Annotated in this window: 23 protein-coding genes and 1 pseudogene; 16 read left to right on the top strand and 8 right to left on the bottom strand. The window is 55.0% G+C overall.

The features are described from left to right. Positions 1-826 (bottom strand): integrase core domain-containing protein (locus COMA1_RS20105; protein ID WP_141654438.1); only part of this gene is annotated, 826 nt, incomplete at its 3' end. Between the two features lie 111 nt (positions 827-937). Between COMA1_RS20105 and COMA1_RS20100 the strand changes: the two genes are divergently transcribed. The 10 genes from COMA1_RS20100 (at position 938) to recN (ending at position 11,079) form a co-directional block, all read left to right on the top strand. Then, positions 938-1,450 (top strand): hypothetical protein, encoded by a 513-nt coding sequence (locus COMA1_RS20100; protein ID WP_090751315.1) that lies wholly within the window; start codon positions 938-940, stop codon positions 1,448-1,450. Between the two features lie 106 nt (positions 1,451-1,556). After that, entirely contained in the window at positions 1,557-2,051 is a 495-nt protein-coding gene (gene moaC, locus COMA1_RS20095; protein ID WP_090751314.1) for a cyclic pyranopterin monophosphate synthase MoaC, read from the top strand. 15 nt (positions 2,052-2,066) lie between these two features. Next, positions 2,067-2,768, top strand: a complete 702-nt coding sequence (locus COMA1_RS20090; protein WP_090751313.1) for a molybdenum cofactor biosynthesis protein — start codon at positions 2,067-2,069, stop codon at positions 2,766-2,768. A 67-nt stretch (positions 2,769-2,835) separates the two neighbouring features. Further along, a complete protein-coding gene (gene moaA, locus COMA1_RS20085) occupies positions 2,836-3,900 on the top strand; it encodes a GTP 3',8-cyclase MoaA (protein ID WP_090751312.1) in 1,065 nt (354 codons plus the stop codon). A 161-nt stretch (positions 3,901-4,061) separates the two neighbouring features. Next, positions 4,062-4,211, top strand: coding sequence for a hypothetical protein (locus COMA1_RS21280; RefSeq protein WP_176698214.1), 150 nt, complete (start codon positions 4,062-4,064; stop codon positions 4,209-4,211). A 75-nt stretch (positions 4,212-4,286) separates the two neighbouring features. Beyond that, the gene (gene accD / locus COMA1_RS20080; protein ID WP_090751311.1) at positions 4,287-5,123 is read left to right on the top strand and encodes an acetyl-CoA carboxylase, carboxyltransferase subunit beta; all 837 of its coding nucleotides are present in this window, start codon (positions 4,287-4,289) and stop codon (positions 5,121-5,123) included. A gap of 40 nt (positions 5,124-5,163) precedes the next feature. Further along, positions 5,164-6,447 (top strand): bifunctional folylpolyglutamate synthase/dihydrofolate synthase, encoded by a 1,284-nt coding sequence (locus COMA1_RS20075; protein WP_176698213.1) that lies wholly within the window; start codon positions 5,164-5,166, stop codon positions 6,445-6,447. Between the two features lies 1 nt (position 6,448). Then, complete coding sequence (locus COMA1_RS20070) at positions 6,449-8,914, top strand: LPS-assembly protein LptD (protein ID WP_090751309.1); 2,466 nt, start codon at positions 6,449-6,451, stop codon at positions 8,912-8,914. A gap of 87 nt (positions 8,915-9,001) precedes the next feature. Continuing rightward, positions 9,002-9,349 carry a thioredoxin gene (gene trxA, locus COMA1_RS20065; protein WP_090751308.1) on the top strand — a complete coding sequence of 116 codons (348 nt, stop codon included), beginning with the start codon at positions 9,002-9,004 and terminating at the stop codon, positions 9,347-9,349. Positions 9,350-9,366: 17 nt separating this feature from the next. Further along, complete coding sequence (recN, locus tag COMA1_RS20060; protein WP_090751307.1) at positions 9,367-11,079, top strand: DNA repair protein RecN; 1,713 nt, start codon at positions 9,367-9,369, stop codon at positions 11,077-11,079. Here the strand turns inward: recN and COMA1_RS20055 are convergent. The 7 genes from COMA1_RS20055 to COMA1_RS20025 form a co-directional block, all read right to left on the bottom strand. Beyond that, a complete protein-coding gene (locus COMA1_RS20055; protein ID WP_176698212.1) occupies positions 11,044-12,171 on the bottom strand; it encodes an HD domain-containing phosphohydrolase in 1,128 nt (375 codons plus the stop codon). The two genes, recN and COMA1_RS20055, sit on opposite strands and share 36 nt — an antisense overlap. A gap of 200 nt (positions 12,172-12,371) precedes the next feature. After that, entirely contained in the window at positions 12,372-13,802 is a 1,431-nt protein-coding gene (locus COMA1_RS20050) for a sigma-54-dependent transcriptional regulator (RefSeq protein ID WP_245631170.1), read from the bottom strand. Positions 13,803-13,818: 16 nt separating this feature from the next. Continuing rightward, the gene (locus COMA1_RS20045; protein ID WP_090751305.1) at positions 13,819-15,090 is read right to left on the bottom strand and encodes a GAF domain-containing sensor histidine kinase; all 1,272 of its coding nucleotides are present in this window, start codon (positions 15,088-15,090) and stop codon (positions 13,819-13,821) included. Between the two features lie 266 nt (positions 15,091-15,356). Then, positions 15,357-16,358: a hypothetical protein gene (locus COMA1_RS20040; RefSeq protein WP_141654437.1), complete on the bottom strand. Its 1,002-nt coding sequence runs from the start codon at positions 16,356-16,358 to the stop codon at positions 15,357-15,359. 80 nt (positions 16,359-16,438) lie between these two features. Continuing rightward, on the bottom strand, positions 16,439-17,308 hold the full coding sequence (locus COMA1_RS20035; protein ID WP_090751303.1) for a nuclear transport factor 2 family protein: 870 nt from the start codon (positions 17,306-17,308) through the stop codon (positions 16,439-16,441). 93 nt (positions 17,309-17,401) lie between these two features. Then, positions 17,402-18,151 (bottom strand): Stp1/IreP family PP2C-type Ser/Thr phosphatase, encoded by a 750-nt coding sequence (locus tag COMA1_RS20030; RefSeq protein WP_090751302.1) that lies wholly within the window; start codon positions 18,149-18,151, stop codon positions 17,402-17,404. Continuing rightward, positions 18,148-18,942 (bottom strand): ribonuclease H-like domain-containing protein, encoded by a 795-nt coding sequence (locus COMA1_RS20025; RefSeq protein ID WP_090751301.1) that lies wholly within the window; start codon positions 18,940-18,942, stop codon positions 18,148-18,150. The genes COMA1_RS20030 and COMA1_RS20025 overlap by 4 nt, the downstream gene beginning before the upstream one ends. A 94-nt stretch (positions 18,943-19,036) precedes the next feature. On the opposite strand from COMA1_RS20025, the gene COMA1_RS20020 reads away from it, so the two are divergent. The 6 genes and pseudogenes from COMA1_RS20020 to COMA1_RS19990 all read left to right on the top strand — a co-directional run bounded on the left by COMA1_RS20020 (position 19,037) and on the right by COMA1_RS19990 (position 24,889). Then, positions 19,037-19,429 (top strand): cyclophilin-like fold protein, encoded by a 393-nt coding sequence (locus tag COMA1_RS20020; protein WP_245631169.1) that lies wholly within the window; start codon positions 19,037-19,039, stop codon positions 19,427-19,429. Positions 19,430-19,434: 5 nt separating this feature from the next. Beyond that, positions 19,435-20,070 (top strand): annotated as a pseudogene (locus tag COMA1_RS21710) (DUF507 family protein). A 19-nt stretch (positions 20,071-20,089) separates the two neighbouring features. Continuing rightward, entirely contained in the window at positions 20,090-20,545 is a 456-nt protein-coding gene (locus tag COMA1_RS20005; RefSeq protein WP_090751298.1) for a tetratricopeptide repeat protein, read from the top strand. 20 nt (positions 20,546-20,565) lie between these two features. Beyond that, complete coding sequence (gene bcp / locus COMA1_RS20000) at positions 20,566-21,033, top strand: thioredoxin-dependent thiol peroxidase (protein ID WP_090751297.1); 468 nt, start codon at positions 20,566-20,568, stop codon at positions 21,031-21,033. A 56-nt stretch (positions 21,034-21,089) separates the two neighbouring features. Further along, on the top strand, positions 21,090-21,947 hold the full coding sequence (locus tag COMA1_RS19995) for a hypothetical protein (RefSeq protein WP_141654435.1): 858 nt from the start codon (positions 21,090-21,092) through the stop codon (positions 21,945-21,947). Positions 21,948-22,081: 134 nt separating this feature from the next. Continuing rightward, positions 22,082-24,889, top strand: coding sequence for a type I restriction endonuclease subunit R (locus tag COMA1_RS19990; RefSeq protein ID WP_090751295.1), 2,808 nt, complete (start codon positions 22,082-22,084; stop codon positions 24,887-24,889). Positions 24,890-24,904 lie beyond the last annotated feature (15 nt).

Raw genomic sequence — 24,904 nt, 5'->3', positions numbered from 1 at the left:
ATCCAAGATGCGGCCGATGATAGTGATACCGGTCCAGAAATGCACGCACCTCGCCCTGGAGTGTGGGCAGTTCTTCTACTCGATAGGAGATCCACCCCAAGCATTCCTTGCGCAGGGTTCGATTGAAGCTCTCAATATACGCCTGCTCGTTCTTCTTATAGGGACGGGCGATGCGATGTCGTGTACAATACTGGAGCACCTGTTGGGCAAACACGCCTTTGAACTCTGAGCCCCCATCGGTCTGGATGATCTGCACAGGCCCGGTAAAGCGGCGAGTCATGGCTGTGCGCAAAAACATGGCCCCATCCTCGCTTGTTAGTCCGGTCCGCAGAACGACATCCGCTTCCTTCGTATAGATGTCCACCCCGGTAAAGGCGAAGACCTCGCCAAAAACCACGGTATCCATCTGAATGACCGCGCGGGGAGCCGTGGCAATCGGCACAACGCCGCGTGGCTGATTGGTCCGGCCCCGAGGCCGTAAGACGTATCGTTCAGCCAAGATTTCATAGATCTTGGGAACAGAGAGATGGATATGCTGTTCATGAGCCAGAAAGTACTGAATCTTCTGCCCACAGCAGTCGTATTCACGGGCGCGAATCGCCCAGACAAGGCGTTTGACCGCTCCCGGGACCTGTCGTGCCGGACGTGGCCCCGTCTTGGCCGCAGCATAGCGATCCAGAAAGACAGAGAGTCCTTCGATTCGAACTGCCTTCAGCCAGAGTCCTATGGTTTCTCGATGGCGCTCAAGTTGGCCCGCGATCGCGGAAACGGAGAGCCCTTGAGTCGCCAGTTCCGCTGCAAGAATGATCCGAGTTCTTGTGTCCATGTCCAGAGTCTACTCTGGACTGTCGGATATTTACGGCAACAATGCGCTGACTTGACGAATCAGAACTGGGTGGCTGAGAATGCTCAATTTTCGTTAGCCAGGAAGGTCACTATGAAGTTGCATCACGTGAAAAAGGTGGTGTGTGCGGTTGGGCTTCTGATGGTTGGGCTAGCCGGAGTCCCTGCATTTGCCCATGAAGATCGGACGCCGACAGGCTCGTGGGAAGGAGTTGTCCAGTCAACCACGATACCGCTTTCCCCGTTGACCACCCTCTTGACGTTCGGTGCAGACGGTAATCTCGCCGAGTCACGCCGACTCTATCTCCCGCAGTCTCCGCTTGGCCCCGTGCTCGCCACTTCCGGTCATGGGGAGTGGCACCGTTCCAAGGATGACAGATTTGAGGCCACGATCGTGCTGCTCTACCAAGGCGCTTCCGATCACCCCACTTCACCGGGCGTTGTGATTGGTCGAGAAAGGGTTCGGTATCGATTCCAATTGATCCGCGGCGGCGCACAACTGCAAGGAACTATTTTGGTGGAGATTCACGATGCCGCGGGCAACATCGTGTTCTCTGGTCCAGGCACCATCGAGGCGACACGTATCCGGCCCCAACCCTTCCCGTAATGGTAGCTGACGGCTGTGTTGCACCTTCCCTTCCTTGACCTTCCTCTTTGGCGGCACCTATAATTCCGCCAGGTAGTGACTGCAACATACTGATTCAACGAGAAAAATGGCTGAATTTACCCACTTCAACGAATCTGGTCGGGCTCGGATGGTCGATATCAGTGCCAAGGAGTCGACTGAACGATTGGCTATTGCTCAAGCTACAGTCTTCTTACTTCCTGAAACCCTTGAAAAGATTCAACGTGGCAAGATCGCCAAGGGCGATGTCTTGGCCGTTGCTCAGGTCGCTGGTGTCATGGGTGCGAAGAAGACGCCGGACCTGATTCCCATGTGTCATCCAATTTCGCTCACCAGCGTCGACATTGCCTTCAAAGAAGAACCGCGGCCGGATCGAGCAGGCCGCTGTTCGATTACCATTACAGCCACGGCCAAGACGACAGGACCGACGGGAGTCGAAATGGAAGCCATGACGGCCGTGACGGTCGCGGCGCTGACCGTTTATGACATGTGTAAGGCGGTCGATCGGGGAATGACTATTAGTGAGGTTTGTCTCCTGTCGAAGTCAGGCGGGAAGTCGGGGACCTATACGAGGGAAGGCTGAGGTCAAGGCTACGCCATGATGGTGACGATCAAGTTATTCGGTATGACGAAACTGCTGGCTGGAAATCAGGGTTCTCTGTCGGTGAATGTGGCGAACGGCCGGCTGGTCAAGGACGTAGTCCGTGCCATCGAGATTAGCCACCCTGCTGTCGGAGAACTCGTTCAGAAGAAGAAGGTGTTGGTGTCGGTGAATCAGGACATTGCGCACGAAGACACGATGATCAGTGAGGGTGACGAAATCGCGTTGCTGCCGCCCTTTGCCGGAGGGAGTTCAATGAATGCTGAGCTGGACGACAGCCAGTTTGTCCGTGTGCAGCGGGAGAATTTTTCTATTGATCAGGAGCTTGATCGCGTCAAGAGTCGGTCGAAACGGATTGGGGGGATTGCCACCTTCTTGGGCATCGCGCGGGATCGGTCCCGCGGGCGAGATGTCGATGGGATTACGTTTGAGCACTATGAAGGGATGGCACAGAAGAAGCTGCGCGAGATTCGTGAGCGAGCCCTCAAAGAATTCGGCATTCTCGAATTGCTGATTATTCATCGGTATGGAGCCATCACGATCGGGGAGAATATTGTGCTCATCATCGCCGGGGCGGAGCACCGCGCAGAGGCCTTCACCGCCTGTCGATGGGCTATCGACGAACTCAAGCAAATCACGCCGATCTGGAAGCTGGAACATACGCCGGAAGGGGAAGTCTGGGTCGAGGAACATCCTTAGGGATGGGGAAGATGTGAGGGGAGAGAGGGGTGAACGGTAAAGGGTGTTCGGCAGGAAGAGGAAGCCCGTGAAGCTGAGACCGATCAGTGCGGATCTTCCATCTGTCGTGGATACGTATGGTCGCCCTCTTGGCAGCCTACGCTTGTCCGTGACGGATCGTTGTAATCTCCGCTGCAGCTACTGTATGCCGGAGCCGGAGTATGTCTGGTTGCCGCGGGAGGACATCTTAAGTCTTGAAGAAATGGCGACGCTGGTCGGCTATTTCACCGATTTGGGTGTCGACAAGGTCCGGTTGACAGGTGGAGAACCTCTGTTGCGGAGAGACCTTGCGCGATTGGTTCGGTTACTGCGGCAGAATCGTCGAATCACCGAAGTCGCCTTGACGACGAATGGCATTCTCTTGGCAGAGCAGGCCCAAGAACTCTATGAAGCGGGGCTTGATCGGGTCACCATTAGTCTGGATACTCTTCGGCCAGAGCGATTCCGGCAATTGACCAGACGGGATGAATTTTCCCGTGTTGTCGAGGGCATTGAATCGGTCGGGCAGGTGGGATTCTCAAATCTGAAGCTCGATACGGTGGCGATTCGTGGATTCAACGACGATGAGCTGATCCCCTTGATTGAGTTTGCCAAGCATTACCAGGCCGAGGTGCGGTTTATTGAGTACATGGATGTCGGTGGGGCGAATGAGTGGAATCCAGATAAGGTCTTGTCCCAGGATCGAATACTCGACCTGTTAGGTCGGCGGTATGGCCAGATCATCCCTGTCCCTGAGCGTGGCACAGCTCCAGCGCAACGATTTCGCTTGCCGGATGGCACGATCTTTGGGATTATTTCCTCGACGACTCAGCCCTTCTGTGCCCATTGCGACCGTAGTCGTGTGACCGCCGATGGGATTTGGTATTTGTGCTTGTATGCTGCGTCGGGTGTGGATCTACGGAAACCGCTTCGGTTGGGCGCCAGTTCCGCAGAGATGCGAGAGCTGGTTCGATCAGTGTGGACGGCCCGTCATGACCGTGGAGCTGAGGAGCGGAAGGCGCTGGAGCGGCTGGGACTGCGATCCCGAGGGTTGATCGGTATTGACCAGCTTCGGGAAGATCCACACTTGGAAATGCACGCGCGAGGCGGATGAGATTCTATCCAACGGATTTGCTACAATGGGCCCCATTCTCAGTGGGGTGATGGCAGTCCATCGTTCAATAATAGATCATCTGATGGGTCGGGTTTCCTCAATCATGACTCCAGAGACGGGGTGGATATCTCTACGAGGAGTTGAGTTTTTCGGACTGCATCATGACGGCTGCTGGCTCCTTGTCTCGAGTGCTGTGGTTTTTTCGTGGGGTATTGGCGAGACCCTGGTGCTATGAGGCTGGGCTGGTCTTGATCCTGCTGCACGGCGTCGGCTTGATCGTTGCGATGATGTTGAGCGGGCTGACGGTGTGACGAGAATCGGTCTCTGGCTGGGGCGTGGGCTCACGTGGGTTTCTTCCCGTACCGATTTCGATAGGAGAGGGTGTGATGGCCTGGTTTAAAAAAGATAAGCCCAACGATTCCGTTCCTCCTCCGCGCTCAAAAGGCAGCGAGGGAATGTGGCTCAAGTGCAACCATTGTCGTGAAATCGTCTATCGGAAAGAAGTCGACCGCAACAACAAGGTCTGCCCGAAGTGCGAGTATCATTTTCCGATTTCTGTCACGGAGCGGATCGGCTTACTCATCGATCTTGGTACGTTCAAAGAATGGGACGCGGGATTGGAAGCACAGGATCCCTTGGTCTTCCAGGATACCAAACCGTATCGTGATCGTGTGAAGGCTCACCAGGAGAAGACCGGGCGCAAGGATGCTCTGGTGATCGGAGAAGGGTTGGTAAATGGGAGCCGTGTGGTGTTGTGTGTGTTCGACTTTAGTTTCATGGGTGGGAGTATGGGTTCGGTTGTCGGTGAGAAACTCTGTCGCGCGGTCGATCGTGCGTTGGAGTTGAAATTGCCTGTGATCTTGGTGACCGCTTCCGGTGGGGCTCGGATGCAGGAGGGGATTCTCTCGTTGATGCAGATGGCCAAGACGTCGACGGCCGTGGCGAAGCTCGGTGAAGCCAAACTGCCGTTCATTACCATTCTTTCCGACCCGACATTCGGCGGCGTCACGGCCAGTGTGGCGATGTTAGGTGATGTCATCATTGCGGAACCCAAAGCCTTGATCGGATTTGCAGGCCCTCGCGTGATCGAGCAAACGATTAAGCAGCAATTGCCCGACCAGTTTCAGCGCGCCGAATTTCTGCTCGAACACGGCATGATCGACATGATCGTTGAACGTCGGCGCTTGAAGGAGACGGTCGGTACCCTCGTGAATCATTTTTAGGTTCCTGTATCCTCCCGGCTTGTTGATGAGCTATTCCTCAGTGATTGAATATCTCTATGGTCTCCAGAAACACGGCATCAAGCTGGGTCTGGAGACGATGCGTCTGTTATTGGATCGAGTGGGTCATCCGCAGTCGTCGCTTCAGGTCCTCCATATCGGGGGCACGAACGGCAAAGGGTCCACGGCTTCGATGGCGGCGGCGGTCCTTCACTGTGCCGGTCGACGTGTCGGGCTCTATACGTCCCCTCACCTTGTCGACTTTCGGGAACGGATTCGCGTCAACGGTGAGATGATTCCGGAGGAGCGGGTCGAGGGACTGCTCACACGATTACGAGCGGTGCTGAGGGATGATCTGCATCCGACGTTTTTTGAGATGACCACGGCTCTCGCCTTTCTGCATTTTGCCGAATCAGCAGTGGATGTTGCCGTTCTTGAGGTTGGGTTGGGGGGACGGTTTGATGCGACCAATGTGGTCGAGCAGCCGCTGGCCTGTGCGATTACGACGATCGGCATGGACCATCAAGAGTATTTGGGAACGACGGAAGAGACCATTGCCTTTGAAAAAGGTGGGATCATTAAGCCCGGCGTGCCGGTTGTGATCGGCCGGATGGAGGCGGAGGCAGAGCAAGTCTTGTCCCGCCTCGCCAAAGATCGCTCCGCACCACTCTGGCGTCTTGGTCGAGAATTCTCTCTTGATCAGGATCGTGACGGGCGACTGGTGTACCGAGGGGTCACGCATGTTATCGAGGGGGTGGAGTGCGGCTTGGTTGGTCGCCACCAATGGGATAATGCCGCCTGCACATTGGCGCTCCTGGAGGCAGCCGATCAACGAGGAATGACCCTGGACGAGAGGGCGGTCCTGGAAGGTTTGCGGACGGTTTCTTGGGAAGGGCGTTTGGAAAAGATCGACGAAGCACCCCATGTGGTGCTCGATGGGGCACATAACCCAGCTGCAGCTGAGGTGCTTGCTCGATATCTCACGGATTATGCCGCCCAGCACCCGGATTCACGGATTATCCTCGTCTGGGGCATGATGCGGGACAAGGATCATCGGGGATTTATCACCCCACTCCTGCCGGTGGTCTCAGAGATCGTCTTAACTCAAGCGGCTCTCGGGCGATCTGCCACGGTTCACGAGCTCCGTGCGGTGCTGGATGAATGGTCGGGACCGGTGCAAGAGGCGATGCTTCCGACGGATGCGGTGGCCCTTGCCAGAAGTCGGGCGATGCCGCAGGATCTTCTTTGCATCACCGGCTCGCTGATGCTCCTGGGGGATATCAAAGCGGCAATATGTGGCTGTGATCTGTCTCCGATTCGCGGCTAGCATGGGGGATCCTCTCGCGTGGCTTCGCCAAGGAGGTCTGCTCACTCTCCTCACGCTTCTGCTCTCACCCCTTTCGGTCTCCGCCGCTGATCATCCAGGGGGAAGTGCTGGATCTTCTTCGGCTTCTACTCCTCTGGACATCACGGCCGAGCGGATCGACTATCAACAAGAACAGGAAATCTACGAAGCGAACGGGGCCGTGATCATTCGTCAGGGAGGGATCACGCTGACTGCTGATCACGCCACCATTCAAGCCCTACCCGGGATCCTTACGGCTGTCGGTCATGTTCATTTAACCGACGTACAAGCTGATGTGACAGCCGAGCGATTGGAGTTGAACGTCAATACCGAGGCCGGTATTGCCACGCATGCGGAGCTTTTCATTCCTTCCCGAAATGCGCTCGTGTCGGGTCAATATCTACAGCGATTGTCCGAATACCACTATCGTGTGAAAGATGGCAGCTTTACCAACTGTGATGCCCAAGAAGGAGAAGTGCCGGCTTGGCGGTTCCGTGCCAACGATGTGGACATGACGATTAGTGATACGTTGGCCTTTAAAGGTGGATGGTTCTGCATCTTGGACGTGCCGACGATTCCTCTTCCGACCTTCTCGTATCCGATGGCGAGACGACAAACCGGATTTCTGATTCCTACTCCGAAGTACAACAGTCGGTTTGGATTTGGTGCGCAGGCCCACTTTTTCTGGGCAATCAGTCCGAGTCAGGATGTGACGATCTCACCGTCCTACTACAATCGATTGGGATACGGGTCTGATTTTGAGTATCGCTACATATTGGACCGTCGATCGCGCGGCAAATGGTATCTGAGTTATTTGCAGCAGACTCAGCTACCGGACGCCGGCGGTATCGGGACCAACAGCGATGCGCAACAAGCCCGTGCAACAGTGACCGGGAGTCATACGCAGTATCTGACGGATACGCTTTTGTTGCGGGCCAATGCCAATTTGGTCACTGACCCGAACTTTTATCAGCAGTTGAGCAACTCGGGTGTCCTCCGAGCCTTGCCGAGTGCCGAATCGAATCTTTTACTTTCCCAACGTCTTCCCTACGGCAGTCTCTACCTCTTAGGTTTGTATCTGCAGCCGTTACAGGCCGGTGGCAAAGATACCTTTCAGCGCCTTCCCGAAGCCGGGTACAACTTGCCCTATGTGTCTCTGTTCAATTCACCTGTTCGGTATGGCATGGAAGGAAACTACGTCAACTTTTACCGAGAAGACGGGTTTGCCCTCAACCGATTCAATCTTGTTCCTGGCATTGCCACGGAGCTGATTGAGCTCGGACACCTCGTAGGGATTCGTCCTCAGGCGAAGTTTAGGGAGGTGTATTACACGAGAGGTGCGCAGTCGGAGGATGCTCAACATCGAGAAACCTTTTGGCTGGGGGTCGATGCGACATCGAAACTCACACGCCGCTTTTCGTTGGCTGATGGTAACAGTCTCTTGCATACGATGGAACCGACGGTGACCTATGAGTATGTCCCCGGCACCAGACAATCGGCGTTGACACAAATCGATCAGATCGATGATCTGCCCAAGAAGAATCTCGTGACCTATATGCTCCGGAGTCGTGTGCTGGAATCAGGGACAGGGACGGCCTTCAATTGGCTGGATCTCACTGTCGCTCAGAGTTACCATGTCGGAGGCGTGCAGACGTTGGCGCGCGAGTTTACGCCTGGCGTCGCCCCTTTCCTTGGCTCGTTCACCCAGCCGATCCAGCCGGCGACGGTCCCTATTCAAGGCAAGAGGTTCTCTGATATCTGGGTGCGAGCCGTGATTGGGAATAATCTCCCGCCGCTCAGCAGTATTTCACAGCTGGATACTCCAATTTTTGGTCAGGGCGCTCAAGCCTGGGCGCTGCGGCCTCCCATCAATCGGTACGTGACCATGGACGCATTTGTTGATCCGTATCAGCTGACCGTGAGCCAATTCAACGCAGATCTCCGCTTTCAGGAGGGAACCAATTGGTATGTTGAAGTGGGGCAGCGTTATACGAGGGATGGCAATCGGGTCAGGCGAGGGGATATTTGGAACCCCATCTCCTTCAACGAAGTGTATGCTCCGACAAAAGAGATTCAATTCGTGACGATGGGGGGTGGGGTACGTACTCCCTGGGGGTGGACCTTTGGGGCCAAGGCCTATTATGACGTGAAGCAGGGGAGAAGTCCTGAATTGGACGTTGTCGCCTTGTATCAAAATCCATGCAAGTGTTGGTCATTGGGGCTCCATTACATCAAATTCCCCGATCGTGAGCAGTACGGGTTCATGTTGAATTTCACGGGGGTCGGCGGTGTGGGCAATGCAGAAGCTGTCCTCATGCGGACGTTGCTGAATCCGCTGGTATATGGAGAACGCGGTCTGCCCTGGCCGGCTCCTGGGGGACCCTATGGATTGCCACCACAGGTTTCCGAGCCCAACGGGACTCCACCTCGCGTTCAAGCCGGGCGCTGATCCGTATTTGACTCTAAAATCAGTGGTAGGGTACGATGATTGCCTCGTGACATGTGTGTGATGTTAACTCTGTAAGGAGGGAAAGACGTGGCTGGTGATGCCTTGAAAGTAGAAGATTCTACATGGGATGCAGAAGTTATGAAGGCTTCGGAACTGGTGATGGTCGATTTTTGGGCCGTCTGGTGTGGACCCTGCCAAATGGTTGCTCCGATCATCGATGAATTGGCAAAAGAATACGACGGGAAATTAAAAGTTCGGAAGTTGAACACGGATGAGAATCCTGAGGTCGCTGGTCGGTACCAGGTGATGAGTATTCCGACTATTCTATTCTTTAAGAACGGCCAACAAGTAGAGAAGCTGGTTGGGGCCAGGCCAAAGCGTCAATTCAAGGAAATGATTGATTCACTTCTTGCTCAACATGCTGGGACTGCCTAGGGCGTCTCGTCGCAGCAATGCTCACTGAGCTGCGGATTACGAATTTTGCCGTCATTGAGCGACTGAGTCTTGAAATCGACTCAGGGTTTACCGTACTGACCGGAGAGACAGGGACTGGGAAGTCCCTGTTAATCGATGCGGTGGCGCTTCTTATTGGTGGTCGCGTCTCAAGTGACCAAGTCCGCTTTGGTGAGGATGAAGCGCAGCTCGAAGCGGTCTTCGAGATACCACCCACTCACCCAATCCTTCCTCGGCTTCGGGCCCAAGGGCTTATTGGTCCGAACGATTTCGAGCTCATCATCCGACGGACGATCGCCCGATCAGGGAGAAACCGAGTCTATCTGAACGGAGTGCTCAGCCCGGCTCACGCATTGGAAGAGTTTGCCGGCACGCTCATCGATATCCATGGTCAACATGATCAGCAGTCGTTGCTCTCCGGCTCAGCTCAACTGGAGGTGTTGGATGCATTTGGCCGGCTGCAAGATCTACGAAACCAATATCGCTCGAGTCATCGAGAATGGACCAGTGCCCGTCATACGCGTGCTGAGTTGGCCGCTGCGAACGATCAGCGGATGCAGCAGCACGATGTGCTGAGCTTTCAGCAACAAGAATTAGATCAAGCAGCCTGTCGTCTTGGGGAGGAGGAAGGGCTCCAAGCTGAGCGGCAACGGTTAGCCTCGTCTCGTCGTCTGACGGAATTGGCATCGGAGGCCCAAGCACAACTTCAGGCGGATAGACAGGGGATTTTGGCCAGTTTGGCGTTGGTCGAGCGGGCGGTAGGAGAACTGGCTCAGCTTGATCCTGAGATGAAGGGTATCGCGGGGCTTGTCTCGGAATCCAGAGTCCTCTTGAAGGAAGTCTCGGATGGCCTTCGCGGGTACGTCGAAGGACTGGATGCCGATCCATCACGGTTAACAACGATCGAGGATCGCTTAGCGGTCATTCATAGAATGAAAAAGAAATATGGAGGGACGATTGAAGCCGTGCTTGCTACGCAGAGTCGGGTGAAGGAGGAGTTGGAGCGACTCAGCCGCTCAGGCAGTGAGCTCGAGCAGTGTGATCGTCTGATCCTTGAACAACAGCAGGCCGTTGCCAAGTTAGCGCGCCAGCTTTCTGAAAAGCGGACCAAGGCTGCGATCTCGTTGACAAAACTGGTCGGAAAAGATCTCGAGGCGTTAAAGATGGGACCAGTGAGATTTCTTGTGCAGGTGGAGCCAGCAGAGTTAGGCGATGAGTATGGTCCGGATGGGGTTGATCGGGTTGAGTTTCTGTTATCGACAAATAGTGGTGAGCCCCTCAAATCTATGGCCCGTGTGGCCTCAGGAGGGGAACTCTCTCGGGTCATGTTGGCGTTGAAGTCTGTCCTTGCGGACGTGGATCAGGTGCCGGTGCTCATTTTTGACGAGATCGACACAGGGGTCGGAGGAGCTGTCGCAGCCACGATCGGCAAGCGCTTGCGAGCCCTGGGACAATATCATCAGGTGCTGTGTATCACCCACCTTCCACAAGTTGCCTCCCAGGCCGAGCACCATTTCTGCGTGGAAAAGTCCGAGGTCAAAGGGCGGACGGTGGCCAAGGTGCGGGCCTTGGTAGGTGCCAGTCGAGAGAGTGAAATCGCACGCATGCTCGGCGGTGAGCGAGTGACTCAAAAGACGCGGGCAACAGCTGCGGAATTGCTGGAGCACAAGAGTAGCTTAGGCAGCGGGAGCGGCACTCAAAGTCGGGATTGAGGCGGTCGATTCTTTGACGACATCGATGAACAGTTCCAGAAGCTGTGGGTCGAACTGCATCAGAGACGGGTTGGTGATCTGTTGAATGGCTTGTTCGACGGAAAGGGGAGAGCGTCCTGGAGTATCTGCAGTCAAATGGTCAAACAACTGAGCCATACCCACAATGCGAGCCAACAGCGGAGTCTCGGTACCGTGCAGTCCACGGGGATATCCTTGTCCATCCCATCGCTCATGGTGCGCGGCGATAATCTGCCCTACTTCAGCTGGTAGCTCTAAGGGTGCGATCATGCGAGCCCCGTTGACGGGATGTTCTCGGCACAAAACAGGTTCCCGTGACGGCAGAACTTGATCGTCAGAAAATCGATAGTGAGGCAGGTTCGTTTTGCCAATATCATGGAGAAAGGCTCCTAGAGCCAAGGCCTTTTGGTCCGTAAGAGAAAGATTGAGTCGAGCAGCCATTAATGTGGCATAGAAACTCACACGACTCGAATGATTCAATAGCTGACGGTCAGTCGCCTCAAGGATGTCAGAGAGCAGCGGAAGCAGTGTCATATCGTCTTGCGAGGGTATCGCTGCCGCCGGCTCATTGTTTGGAGACAGAGAAAAGTATTCGGTTTGGAGAATTTTCCACGCTTGGGTGCCTTGTTCCGGAGATCCCCAAAGTTCCGGTGAGTTGCGGAGGTATCGCCGAAGAAAATCTAGTCGACGTTTTTTCTCGATTGTTTGCTGAATGAGCGTGGTCAGTTCGTGTGTATTGAAGGGTTTCAGTAGGTAGCCTGCCGCACCGTGACGAATACCTTCCATGGCGGATTTGAGGCTTCCGTATCCCGTGATAATCACGACCTCTATGTGGGGATACTCGAGCTTGATTTCTTGAAGGAGCTCTAGGCCTGGGCGATCCGGAAGTTTCTGATCGAGGGTAATGAGGTCTATCGACTTCGTTCTGAGAAGCTCCAGTGCTATCCTGGCATTCTCAGCACAGTGGATGGTGCAAAATGGACCAAGCACAACTTTCAATGCGTCTCGTGGGCCTACCTCATCATCAATAATAAGAACAGTGGGTTGTGCGGAAGGTTGGCTAGAAGTCGTCATGCGATCCATACTAGATGAGTCGTGACAAAAAACAAGCAAAAACCATTCCTTATCAACGCCTTACAGTAAATGTACATATATGGTAGCTCATTTTATTTAGAATGCTACATATATGAATATGCGGTAAGTCTATGAAATATTGCTCATGTCTCAATGATGGTGACATGTGCAGAAGTGTGGCATTCTTGCAAGTGCACGTGTCATTCTTGCGTGTGATGTTCGGAATCCTGTGTAGTTGAATTGTCTGGTCGCCCGATACCGAGTGTATCCATTCGATACTTGAGCATTCGGCGGCTGATCCCCAGTAGGTGTGCCGCATGGGTCTGGACATAATTGGTTCGCTTCAAGGCGTCGAGAATGATTTCCCGCTCAAATTCCATCACGGCCTTCTCAAGTGACATCCGACCGGCAAGGGTGTCGTCGCGGAGCGATGGCGAACGCGAGGTGCTCTTCATCGATGTTGGTAAATGCTCCGGAGTGATTTCCGTGGCATGTTGGGACCAGATGAACGCTTGCTCAATAAAGTTTTCAAGCTCACGCACATTACCCGGCCAAGGATAACGGGTCAGGAGTTCCAGCGCCTCTTTCCCAAATTCAATAGGGGGACGTTGTGCTTCCTCCAGTCGTTTCTCCAAAAAATGGTTGGCGATGAGGGGAATATCTTCAACCCGTTCACGAAGAGGAGGCAGATAGAGTGCGATCACATTGATGCGATAGTAGAGATCTTCTCGGAACAGCCCTTTTCGCACAAGGTCATCGAGGTTTTTGTTGGTGGCAGCGACGATGCGGACATCGACTTTAATCGGCTGCACTCCGCCGATCCTCGTAAACTCTCGTTCTTGAATGACACGCAATAGCTTGGCTTGTGTGATCGGACTGAGATCGCCGATTTCGTCGAGGAATAAGGTTCCCGTATTCGCTAGTTCAAACTGCCCGACACGTCGGGCTGTGGCGTCCGTAAAGGCCCCTTTTTCGTGGCCAAAGAGTTCGCTTTCAATCAGCGTCTCAGGCAATGCGGCGCAGTTGAGTGCGACAAACGGACGCTCTCGGCGGGAACTGTTGTAATGTAAGGCTTTGGCGACCAACTCTTTGCCGGTTCCACTTTCTCCGGTGATGAGTACCGTGGTTCGGCTGTCGGCAACCTGTTCAATTTTTGCGTAGATCTCCTGCATTCCCTGGCTTTTCCCGATCAGATTGTGAAACGCGTATCGTTTGACGACTTGTGCCCGTAATTGGGTGACTTCTTGTTCCAACTCCGATGAGTTCAGGGCACGGTCGATCACGATCCGAAGCTCGTCGACGTCGAAGGGTTTTGAGAGATAGTCGGCCGCCCCCAACTTCATCGCATCCACGGCGGTTTTCACGGATTTGGTGCCGGTGAGCATGATGACCGGAGTGGATTTGCGCTCCGTTCTGAGCGTCTGAAGCACGGCGAGACCGTCGGTGCCAGGCAGGACGATGTCGAGCAGAACCAGATCAGGGACTTCTTTGCGGAAGATGTCGAGGCCCTCAGGACCGTCACTTGCTTGGGCGATATCGTAAAGCGGCTCCAGCACCATTTTCAGTGAGGCACGGACCCTGGCTTCGTCGTCGATCAATAACAGTCGCTTTTTTGCAATGACGCTTTCCACAAGGGCTCCTTGGGTACTACTGATGAAGCGCGGGAAGAGTAATGCGGAACGTCGTGCCTTGACCGAGTGTGCTGGTTACATGAATGGTGCCGTGATGTTCCTGAATGATCTGGTGCGCGATCGTTAACCCCAGCCCGGTTCCGGCGTTCATCGTGCTTGAATGTTTCGTTGTAAAGAATGGATCAAAGATGTGCTCAAGGTTCTCTGGTGCGATTCCCTGTCCGGTATCTTCGATGTCGATCTGCATGAAAAACGTACCCTCAGGCTTCTGGAATTGATGTGTCCGTACCCGGAGGCTGCCGCGTCCCTCACCCATCGCATCGAGAGCGTTCAGGAGGAGATTCAAAAGCACCTGTTTGATTTGCTGACGATCCAGCATGCCACGAGGAGTCTCAGGCGCCAACTGTTTTTCAATCTTGATCCCTCGCCCGTCTGCCTTAACTTGGATGAAGTACAGGCAGGATGTGACGAGGTCATTCAGGTCCTCGTCGGTCATCTGCGGTTCCATGTAACGGGCGTAATCAAGGATTTCTTGAATCAATCGCTCGATCCGATTGACGTCTTCAAGGACAATGCGGCTGAATTCCACGATAAATTGGCTGTCGTCTTTCCGCTCGGGAGCCAGCTGAATAAAGGTCTTAATGGACGTTAACGGGTTACGGATTTCATGGGCAAACCCGCCGGCGATGATTTCCAGTGAACGCAGCCTGTCGGTTCGGCGCATGAGGGACTGGGATTGGCGGAGATCTTCATAAATCAGGAGCGAATCAAGTGCATTTGCGGCACTCTGGGCCATCGCTGTCAGGATTTCCATGGTGACGGGTGAGAGTGCTGCCTGTGTGGCTGGAGAGTGAAGTAATATGAATGCAATCAGGGTTCCATGTGTGAGGAGTGGAACGGCAAGGACATGGGACCCTGGAAGGGGATGCGTTCTGTCATTGAAAATTTTGGCGTGTGGGATAAGAGGTGATTCCAGCCTGTCCACGATGTGTTGGTCCGCGATGAGAGCCTGGACTAGAGGATGGTCAACAGCCATGACCGAAGGAGGTGCAACGGTCTTGATCTGTCCGAACGAATGTATCTGACGGTAGTGGCGATGTTCTCGTTCGAATAGGAAAAGGGAACCCTGTGGATAGTGGGCGATTTCAGAGAGGCTCAAGAGAATTTGGTCGGCAAGGCGCGTCAGACTTGTCGGGTGTCCGATCGCTTGCAGAAACCGTGTCAGCGTCTGGATCGACTCATGACCAGCGGAGGAAGAATTGGCTTGGGACGATGTGGCGGCTATCATCACCGGGCAACGTTGAGGTAAATAACCGTGCTGTCGTGTTTGGTGAAATGTAGTACGTATGAAACCTAAGCTCACTCAGTATACAAGCCCGATGCCGGTTCTACCAAAGGATTTGGATTTTTAAACAGAAGTTCAGGTGAGGGCGTGCCAGATGGGGATATTCTATATCGAAGAAGGAATAGAGACGAAACGAGCGGGCGTGGAGCTGTACAGCGAAAACCGAACCAGCCGGCTATGATGAGCCGACTGGTCCGAGTACGTTCGCGCTACTGGGTGACGGAGGCACTCTTGGCTGGACAAGATCCTGGCGTCATGTATAGCAAGTAGTTCCCCATCCCATGTTGGAGTTCAGTTTTCTGAAGCGGGTGATGATGGACCATTATCATTTCGTAATCATCATCCTTACTGATTGGAAATCCCTGGGGGTCTCTATAGACTTGATGGGGGAGGAATTCACGGAGCGTTCCGTCTCCTTCAACATCCGGTACCGTCCGAAGAAGCGTTTGCTTCTTGGTTTTGTTCTCCAGTGCGATCATGAGCAGCTCATCGTGACCGTGTGGGTAGGCGAATTTGACGCATCCGCTTGTTGAAAACTTTAGCGGTGCCGTATGGACCTGAACGCCATGCCGAATCTCGATTCCCTCGTCGGTCTGATCGGAGGGACGATCCCCAAACTTGGTAAAGCAGACGATGTTGACACCAACCTGATAGATATTCATTGCCTGGATAGGTTTGGCCTTGGGAGCAAAATACATGGTGAAGGTGGCAATGACGTTCTTGGTTGGTGGAGCACCATGATAGAAGGCAACGACCGTCATCAGTTTGTCATTCTTCTCAAGTTTGACTCCGTATCCATCGGGGAATTGAGTTTCGGCCATCTCCAAGCCAGCCCCGCCGAAGAAGAGCGGTTCTCCGGGGCAGGAGATGCTGGGTTGGCTGTTGTTGATCATCAAGATGTGATGCAGATAGTTTCTCGGCAATTCTTTTCCATCGGCTGTGGATAAGGCGGACTTAAAGCCGATCAAGTACTTGTCCTCAGGCAACTGGAAGTTAAACCGAGGCATGGAATCGCCCATGTCGCCCTCGGTATGCCCGGCCGGAAGATCAATGGGTCCGAAGGTGAGAGTCGCTGTGTTCTCCCCATAGACGATCTTTGAACCGACTTGTTTTTTCAATGTGGGAACGGCATGGTGATCATGCCCTCCATCCGCATAGGCCGATGAAATCATGAACATGGTTGCAAGAAACAGCATGAGGGATCTGTACATAAGACCTCCCTGAGGCAGTGAAGCGATGATGTTGAACCGGACTCCGATTTGTCGATATGCCGTAGAGGAAGCACGTTGACTCATTGGTTGCTGGCCGGCGATGATGCCGCTTTCTTCCAATGATAGGTGCCTCCATGTTCCTTAGGCGGGATGTTTTTTCTTGTATCGACTCGTGTGTACCACCAGATTCCCTTGGCTTCCTTCCCGTCTTCTGAAAGGAGTACCTCGAAACCACCTTCGCGATCATTACCCGGCTGATGCCACGTGCCCTGCCACAGGTGGTTCTCGATCTTGGTGGTGACGAACCGTCCGCCTTGTTGCGTGTAAGGGCCGTTTCCACTCTTATCGAGGGTGGCCTTGTAGCGTTTTTCATCCTCGACTTCGAGAATGTCCCACTCCCCGCTGACATCAGGCATGGAAACAGTGCTAACGAGCTTTTGCGATCCTGCTGCCGCCGCGGGCGACGCAAGTGGCCCACCGAGTTGAGCGGATCGAAAGGACTCATGCCATGACAGCAGTTGCCAGCGCCCGGCACGACGCTCGAGCACACCGGTTTCCCGTAAAGGGAGGACGGTTCGTTTGACGGCTGATCCCTCTCCGACATAGCGGATATAGTCGACTTCCATCGCGAACCAAGCCAGATCGCCCTTGGTCCAGACCTTTAACTCGGTGATGGGAATTTCGATTTTCTGCGCGTTGACAAATTCCTCACGCATCTCCCGTTCAAAATCAGGCCAGCCAACGTACTTGCGCCCACCGACGGTATAGCTGACGATGTCGGCATCATGCGCCATGAGGCGTGACAGTGCCGGGAGGTCTTTTTCGGCGTTCGCACGTATCATCAAGCGAATGGCTGTCTCGGGATCGGAGGGTTCTGCTGCCAAGGAACTTGTGGTGACGCAGAGGAAGAAGGCAAGGCTTACAAGAACAAACGACGCCTGTTGGCGCATGTTAGGGGCTCCCTCAGTGTGACGGGTTTCACTAGTGTGATGCGGGAACGTACACGCCCGCGTGTGTCTTGTCAACCACGAAGTCAGCGGGGCTTATCGATAGGCGACGACGACGACCGTGACGTTGTCTTCCCCGCCACGATCGAGTGCCGCAGCGATCAGACGATCACAGGCACTGGCCGGGCTGGGGTCGTCATTGCATAGCACACGTTGAATATCCTGATCCTCCAACATTTTTGTCAGGCCATCTGAGCAGAGAATCACGAGATCGTCTTCCTGCATGGCACAGCCGGCGATCGTGGGGGTTACTGTTGACGAGACGCCAAGGGCGCGAGTCAGGACATGTCGCTCGGGATGGGTTTTGGCTGTTTCCGGAGTGAGGATACCGCGCTCGAGATATTTTTCGATCAATGAGTGATCTCTGGTGAGGGGAGTCAGCGCCCCGGCGCGAAACCGGTAGGCACGACTGTCACCGATGTGAGCGACGTAGGCCATGGAGGTTTGGTCAGGGACGACGGTCAGCAGCACGAGGGTGGTCCCCATCCCCTTGAGCTTCGGTTGGGAGCGGGCCTGCGCCAGAATGGCGTCATGCGCGCGGCTGATCAGCGTGGTCAACACATCAATCGGTGAGGCTGATCCGCTGCGGAGCTGCTCCTGTGAGAACGCAGCTTGGGTTTGCACCGTCGAGATGGCCGTCTGGGCTGCGACCGCGCCGCCCACGTGACCGCCCATCCCGTCGGCGACGGCCCACATTCCTGTGGTGTCCATTACGGCAAAGGCATCCTGGTTTGACGCCCGCACCAGACCTGTTTCGCTTCGGCCGATACCGATCCATGTACTCATCGGGTTGAGGGTGGGTGAGAGGTAGACAACACGACCGAAGATGCGCCCAATTGAGTCATTAAATCCTCCGCGAATCGATCTGCCAGGAGCACGAGGTGTTCAGTATCTGCTCGGTTATAGGCCAAAAGCTGGTCACGAGCGACCAGGTCCCCCTGATTCCACTGAGACCAGAGGCGAACTGCATCCCATCCATCTAGTCCCCGAATGGACTCGCTCCGCTCGATACCCAGTGTTTGTTCAATGTGCTTGAGTCCGCCCTGTAATGCAAGTCGGCGTGCGGCAAAACACAGATCAAAGTGCCATGGAGGCAGACGAAGCCCGGGAAACTTAGCACAGAGATAGGGAATATCAAATACGGATCCAAAAAATGTGACCAGGAGGTCACAGTGGTCGAGTTCAGCCTGTAATCGTTCTGCCGTGAGGGTTTCCCCTCGCACCAGACTCATCGTCTGTCCGTGGTGATGGAGTCCAACGACCGTCACGTCGCCCTCCTGTGGTGAGGTGCCTGTGGTCTCGATGTCCAGATAGCCTGCGCGGGAACGGCATGTTTCGTAGAGCCGCCAATGTTCGCGTCGTGGGAAGCGCGAAGCCAATTGACGAAACTGGCCCTGTTCTGTGGCCGATTGTGCCGCTCGGAGTTCGTCGTCATACCAACGTTTCCGAGCCATCGAGAGTCCGGGGATTGCAGAAAGAGCGAGGAAGCGGTTCCAGTTCAGTACACCGTCCTGCCACCAACGGCGTTCCGTGACCGGACCGACGCCTGGCAAGAAGATGAAGCTGGAAGTGAGCATCACGAAGGATTGTAGCCTTGATTTCGCGTAGGAGACAAGCTAGAGTTCGCGGCATCAAGAACAACTGTAGTGTCGAGTCAGGAACTATTTGCCGATGGATCCTATGACTGTGCCGGCAAAACGAATCCGCATTACCGTCGGGGGCGTTCGGTTGGAGGCGGAACTCAGAAAGACCAAGACGGCGGACGAGGTCTATGCGGCGCTTCCCGTGACGGCGTCGATCAATACGTGGGGCGAGGAGTTCTATTTCCCTCTTCCCGGAGTCCGCGACCATCGGGAAACCGCGACCACGCAGGTGAAAGTCGGTGATGTCGCGTTCTGGGGGGTCGGGCAAGTCCTGGCCATCTTTTTTGGGCGAACGCCGATGAGTATGGGCGCCGACCCGGTTCCGGCCGATCGTGTGAATATCGTCGGGAAGATCGTCGGCGATGCCACACAGCTCCGGCAGGTCATGCACGCGCCGTCCATTGTGCTTGAACAGGGGTAGGCACGATGCGGCTCTCCAAAGAACGGGTGCGTCATCTCGCGGAAAGTCTGACGGGGCATCTGCAACGGCACGATGATCTGGAGTTGGTGGGCGATCGCAAGGTCTTGGTCGAGGCGCTGGATCACGCCATCACACAGGAGCTCTCAGTCGAAGATCGTCTGAATGCTGAGGTGCGTCAACTCTTGAAGGCGTATCAACAGCAGATTGACCAGGGTCAAGTGGATTACCAGAAAATGTTTCAGATGGTGAAGCAAAAATTAGTTCGCGAGCGAGGAATCGTCCTGTGACGAGTGAACGGTGAGGCGAAGAACCATCGATGATTTCCCCTTACCCCTCACGACTAACCCCTTACCGAATTTTGATGTATGTTGACTGAAGACAAGGTCAGCCACTTGTCACATGTGATCCTCAAGGCCATGAAGCACGCGCCCGGTGTTCGGCTCAAGCGCAGTGACGAGCAGGTCTTGAAGGAAATCAAGAAGGTGTTGGCGGACGAACTTGCGCAGGAACAGCACATTGATCGGACAGTGAGGACGAAGTTAGCCTCGTATTCGCGAGGTCTTGTTGAGGGGAGCGCCGAATGGGACGTGTTGTATCGAAAGACCTTCGAAGAAGAGACCCGCAAGCAGGTGAAGATCTGAACAACGAGGTGCTGTGACCATGACTTGTCTCCTTTCGCGCGTGACGGTTCTCGCCCTCATGGTTCTGCTGCTCGTCGGTGCCGGCTGTTTCCAGAAGCGGAAGCCGCTGGTGCCGCTCACTCTGGATGGGGCAGCCCGGCCGCAGGCCATGACCTTGACAGAGCAAGGTACGCAGGCCTATCAAGCCCAACAGTTCGAGGATGCGAAGCGATATTTCGAGCAAGCTGTCACTGAAGCGCCAGGCTCAGGCCCGGCCCACTACAATTATGCGTTGGCTCTGAATGCACTCGGCGATGCAGAAGTCGCCAGGAAGCATTTTCTCGAAGCCGCGGATCTCTCCCCTGGAGACAAGGTCATTTGGGATTCACCGGCACTCTCGCCATACGGCAATCCGGAGAACAAGAACAAGAAGATGCCGGGGCCCTATACGCCTCGTCGGTCATCGTTCGGTGGCGGTATGCCTGGTGGGTATTAATTCAGATGAAGGATGGAACCATGAGCAAAGAACTGGCGGTCGGAGACAAGGCACCGGAGTTGGGCATTCCAGATCAGCATGGAAAATCCGTGATGCTCAAGAGTTTTAAGGGAAAACAGATCGTCCTCTATTTCTATCCGAAAGACGATACGCCTGGCTGTACGAAAGAGTCCTGTGATTTTCGCGATGTGGAGTCGCAGATTCTTCGGGCCGGAGGAGCGATCGTCGGGGTGAGTTTGGATGGAAAAGAATCACACCAGAAGTTCATTAAGAAATTCGGACTTCCGTTTCCGCTGCTCAGTGATGAAGATGCCGCTATCTCGAAGGCGTATGGTGTCTATAAAGAGAAGAATATGTACGGCAAGAAGTACTGGGGCATCGAGCGCAGTACGTTTGTCATCGATCCTGAAGGAAACGTGAAGGCAGTCTTTCGGAAAGTGAAAGTCGATGGGCATGCGGATGAAGTACTCACAGCGTTAAAAGCATAACGGTCATCAACGAGTTCCGGATCCGTCTTGTCCTGTCCAGTAAGGCGATGCGGCCAATGATTAACCAAATCCGCGGCGCCTGTGTTTTTCTCACTCTTCTCGTTGCTGCCTCACCGAGTCCGCTGTTTGCAGCGGAGAAAAGTTCCGCTACGATCCTTGTGAAAGATGCGCTGACCGCTCCCGGTCAGCCGACGACCATCGAAGCCAAGCTCGTTTCGAAACACCTGGTGCTCATTGCTGCACTCGGGGGAGAACCACTTGAACTCGTGGTAGACGGAAAGGTTGTTGCCACCGCGTTGACCGGTTGGGACGGCCGGGCATTGCTGGCCTACACCACCAAGGCACAAGGTGTCGCACCAGTCAAGGTCATCATTGGCAACAGCCCGCGAGTTGAGAAGACAGAAGGCCAGGCCAATCTTGCGGTCTGGGAGAAGCGGCAGCCTATTCTCATGATCGAACTGTCCTCGCTGCTCGAAGGGTCGGCACCGAACGGAGTTCCTGCCATCGGAGTCACGTTTGAATCAGAACGAAAGCCGATGCCCGGAGCCGCTGATGAACTCGGGAAGCTCACGCAGTTTTATTACAAGGTGATCTATGTGGTCACCACAAACACAAAGATGGATGGGTTTCAGGCGAGCGCCGAAGCCAGAGATTGGCTCAAACAGCACAAGTTCCCGACGGGTACTGTGGTGACCTTACCGGCCGACGCAAACGCCCTAGGGATGAAAATTGATGAACTCCATGAGGCAGGTTGGAGGACAGTCAAGGTTGGTGTCGGCCGATCCAAGGCATTTGCGGAGGCCTTCTTGCAACGCCGCCTTGAGGCGATCATGGTGCCCGAACCCTCGAAAGGCGAGGTGCCGCGCAAGGCGAAAGTCGCGAAGGATTGGAAGGATGTGAGGAAGAAATTGTAGGGCATGGCTCGTAGGCCATCAGCGATTCTACTCCTGGCCTCAACGCAGTCCCATCTTCGGAATAGTTGCATTCCTCAACAAAACAAGGTATCCCTTTTCGCCAACTCTCCCTCAGTCCTGGATGAGGCTTGGGCATGCCGACGCCTGAAGATAAAGCCCGCGAGCAGATTGATCGGGCGTTGGAACAATCCGGCTGGAAGGTCCAAGACACCAAGTCGGCCAATCTTCATGCCGGCCGGGGAGTCGTCCTGAGAAATTTCCCTCTCGTGAGCGGGCACGGCTTCGCGGATTATCTTCTCTATATTGATGGTAAGGCTGCCGGGGTTATCGAGGCCAAGAAAGAAGGCGTGACTCTCATCGGCGTGGAAGTCCAGGCCGAGAAATACAGTAAGGGCCTCCCATCAGACTTGCCCGCCCATGTCCGACCCTTGCCATTTCTCTATCAGAGCACCGGCGTAGAAACGCGATTCACGAACGGCCTCGATCCTCATCCGCGCAGCCGTCCGGTATTCAGCTTCCATCGACCTGAGACACTGGCTTCGTTCATGCCGCACCATGACGAAGTGCCAAAGGATTTGCACGGCGCATCCTTGGCCGCTGAAACAGCCACCACACTGCGTGGCCGCTTGAAGACGCTGCCGTCGCTGAGCACCACCGGCCTCTGGCCAGCGCAGATCACCGCGATCACCAACTTAGAACAGTCGATGGCGCAAGACCGCCCGCGCGCCTTGATTCAAATGGCCACCGGCAGCGGCAAGACCTTCACCGCCATCAACTTCATCTACCGCCTCATCAAGTTCGGTGGGGCCAAGCGCGTCCTCTTTCTCGTGGATCGCGGGAACCTGGGCGACCAGACGTTAAAAGAGTTCCAGCAATACGTTTCGCCCTACAACAACTTCAAGTTCACCGAAGAGTTCATCGTTCAGCGGTTGGCGGGCAATACTCTCGATACCACCGCGCGGGTCTGCATCAGCACGATCCAGCGCATGTATTCCATGCTCAAGGGGCGGGAACTGTCGGACGAAGACGAAGAAGCCTCCGTCTCTGACCTCGAACGGCTCTTCAAGAAACCCGATCCGTTGGACTACAACCCGTCGATTCCGATTGAGACTTTTGACATCATCGTCACCGACGAATGCCACCGGTCCATTTACAACCTCTGGGCGCAGGTGCTGGAATACTTCGATGCCCACCTCATCGGCCTCACTGCCACGCCCAACAAGCAGACCTTCGGCTTCTTCAATCAAAATCTCGTGATGGAATACAACCATGAGCAGGCCGTGGCCGACGGCGTCAACGTCAACTACGACGTGTACCGCATCCGCACCGCCATCACGCAGACAGGCTCCACGGTCGAGGCCGGGTATAGCGTGCAGCTGATGAATCGGGAGACGCGGACCAAACGGTGGGAGCGGCTGGACGATGACTTTGCGTATGATCCTGATCAGCTCGACCGCGACGTGGTCGCGCCGGACCAGATCCGCACCATCGTCAAAGCCTTCAGGGACAAGCTCTTCACTGATATCTTTCCCGGCCGCACCGAAGTGCCGAAGACCCTCGTCTTTGCCAAGGATGACGCTCACGCGGAGAACATTGTCGAAATCCTGCGCGAAGAGTTCGGCAAGGGCAACGAGTTCGCTCAGAAGATCACCTATCGCACCACCGGCGTAAGTCCCAAGGACCTCATCAAGTCCTTTCGAAACAGCTATCATCCCCGAATCGCCGTCACGGTGGACATGATCGCCACCGGCACCGACATCAAGCCGGTCGAGATCGTCGTCTTCATGCGCGCGGTCAAATCCCGCACCTTCTTCGAGCAGATGAAGGGCCGGGGTGTCCGCGTCATCAAGCCGGATGATCTGAAGGCCGTCACGCCGGATGCCACGACCAAAGACCACTTCGTCATCGTTGATACCGTCGGCGTGTGCGAGCAAGACAAGACCGACGCGCGACCGATGGAGAAAAAGCCCGACGTGGCCTTTGAGAAGCTGCTTCAAGCCGTCGCATTGGGGAACACGGAAGAGGACGTCCTCACCAGCATCGCCGGACGGCTGGCCCGCATGGAGCATCGCATCACCAAGGCCGATGAACAGGCCATCCGCAAAGCGAGCGGCGGTTTCTCGCTCAAAGACCTCAGCCGAAGTCTCGTGGAAGCGGTCAATCCAGATCGGCAGGAAGAGCGAGCCACGCAGCAGTTCGGCACAAGCAAGCCGACAGAGCAGCAGATTCAGCAGGTGGCCACCAAGCTGATCCAAACAGCGGCCAAGCCGTTTCACGATCCGAAATTCAGGGAACTCCTGGTCGAGATCAAAAAGAAGAACGAACTGACCATCGATCACGTGAGCCAGGACCAGGTCATCGAAGCAGGTTTCAGCGCCGGCGCGTTAGCACGCGCCCGTACCATCGTGCAATCGTTCGAACAGTTCATTACACAGCACAAAGACGAGATCACCGCCCTGCAGGTGCTCTACAGCAAGCCGTATAAACAGCGGCTGAAGTTCGAGGACATCAAGGACCTGGCCAACGCCATTGAGAAGCCGCCCTACCTCTGGAACGAATCGCAGCTCTGGCAGGCCTATGCGGCGTTGGAGAAGTCGAAGGTTAAAGGAACGAGCGGCAAGCGCATCCTGACCGATCTGGTTTCTCTTGTCCGCTTTGCCACGCATCAGGACAATGAGCTGGTGCCATTTCCCGAGAAGGTCAATGCCAACTTCAACGCCTGGCTTGGGGAGCAGGAGGGCAGAGGCAGGAAGTTTACCGATGAGCAGAGGCAGTGGCTCAGCATGATTAGGGACCATATTGCGGCAAACATGGGGGTTGAATCAGACGACTTCGAGTACGCACCCTTTTCCCAGGCCGGTGGGTTGGGAAAAGCCTATCGATTGTTTCCGGACGGCCTTCAGACCATAATAGAAAGCCTGAATATGGCCCTGGTGGCCTAAGAGAGGAAGAACGAT

The organism is Candidatus Nitrospira nitrosa (genome assembly GCF_001458735.1).
GTDB lineage: Bacteria > Nitrospirota > Nitrospiria > Nitrospirales > Nitrospiraceae > Nitrospira_D > Nitrospira_D nitrosa.
This window is presented reverse-complemented; position numbering and strand designations above follow the sequence as displayed.